Raw genomic sequence first — 1,579 nt, 5'->3', positions numbered from 1 at the left:
ACAGGGCATAGCCGGTGGTTTATTGATTCACCTCGTATTATAGTGTCATAGCCTTTTCTTTACCTTTTCTACAGGTTAGGCTATGCTGTTGAAGATGCTGTGGATTGGTTTTTTTCACCTACCGCATAGACGGTTTTAGTGAGGATCCAACCACAGCCTCTCTGTCTCATTGTTAATCAGTTAGATACCGCATGACGGTTTATGTAGAACGAGGTTACATCCGGCAGAGAGCCCTGTGGATCGACAGCAGCATCAATATACTTTAAGGAGAATCTGATTATGATCTATGTTGGCATTGATATCGCCAAGGATAAGCACGACTGCTGTATCCTCGGCTCTGATGGGGAGATCCTGTTCTCTCCGTTCACCATCCGGAACTCGCTACGGGGATTCGACGAGCTTTATGAGAAGATCTGGTCGTTGACTTCAGACCTGACAGAAATAAAAGTAGGTCTTGAAGCTACCGGACACTATCATCTCAACCTTCTGCGCTCGCTCCTTGATAACGGCCTAGCCAGCTTTGTTATCAACCCGTTACATACAACTCTTTACAGAAAAGGTCAAAGCCTTAGAAAGACGAAAACGGATAAAGTCGATGCTGCTTCGATTGCTATGATGCTGCTTACCGATAGGACACTCAAGCCCTACTCGGACACATCATATCACAACGAAGAACTGAAGTCTCTCACAAGATACCGTTTTGACAAAGTTCAGGAACGTGCTAAGCTGAAAACATCCGTCTCCAGGCTCGTCAGTATCCTCTTCCCTGAACTGGAACCACTCGTCCCAACACTTCATATGACTTCCGTCTATGCCCTGCTCTCTGAATTTCCCGGCGCTTCTTTTGTCGCCGCCGCTCATCTGACTCGTTTGAAGCATCTTCTTCACGATGCTTCAAACGGTCGCTATGGCAGAGATATGGCGATCTCTATTCGAGAGGCTGCATCTTCATCTATCGGATCGGTTCTGCCTGCGAAGTCTCTGGAACTGAAGCATACGATCCGTCTCATTGAAGTCTTGTCTGCAGAAATCGATGAGATCGAGACTGCCATCAATGCCATCATGGATGTTCTGGATTCCCCGATCACTACGATTCCGGGAATCAAAAACCGGATGGGCGCTATGATTCTTGCGGAAATCGGTGACTTCTCCCGTTTTGATAATCCGGATCAGATCCTGGCTTATGCAGGTCTTTCTCCAACCACTTATCAATCAGGTCAGATGACGTCTTCCTATGCCCACATGGAAAAGCGCGGTTCACGATATTTGCGGTATGCACTGTTCAATGCAACTAAATACGTTTGTATGTGGGATCCAATCTTTAAGGCTTATTTGGCCAAGAAACGAGCTGAAGGCAAGCACTACTATGTCGCAATTTCACACGCATGTAAGAAACTTGTCCGCGTAATCTACAGCCTTCAGATGTCTAGAGAATCTTATCGAATCTCTTAAATAAGTCTCTTTCACTTTTCTGTACGAGCACCCTAACGGATGCTCTGTTTGTCATGCAGTTTTCAAGGTACTAATCTATCTGAACGAATTTCTTCGATTCAGGCTTGACTTTTAATAGTTAGTCTCA

General features: G+C 45.5%; 1 protein-coding gene. It reads left to right on the top strand.

The window, feature by feature from the left end; all coding sequences use genetic code 11:
* Positions 1-279: 279 nt before the first annotated feature.
* Positions 280-1,452, top strand: coding sequence for an IS110 family RNA-guided transposase (locus tag AXF17_RS05605; RefSeq protein ID WP_094234066.1), 1,173 nt, complete (start codon positions 280-282; stop codon positions 1,450-1,452).
* Positions 1,453-1,579: the final 127 nt, after the last annotated feature.

This window comes from Mogibacterium pumilum (assembly GCF_002243385.1).
Classification (GTDB): domain Bacteria; phylum Bacillota; class Clostridia; order Peptostreptococcales; family Anaerovoracaceae; genus Mogibacterium; species Mogibacterium pumilum.
The sequence above is the reverse complement of the archived record's forward strand: the minus strand, read 5'-3'. Positions and strand labels throughout refer to the sequence as shown.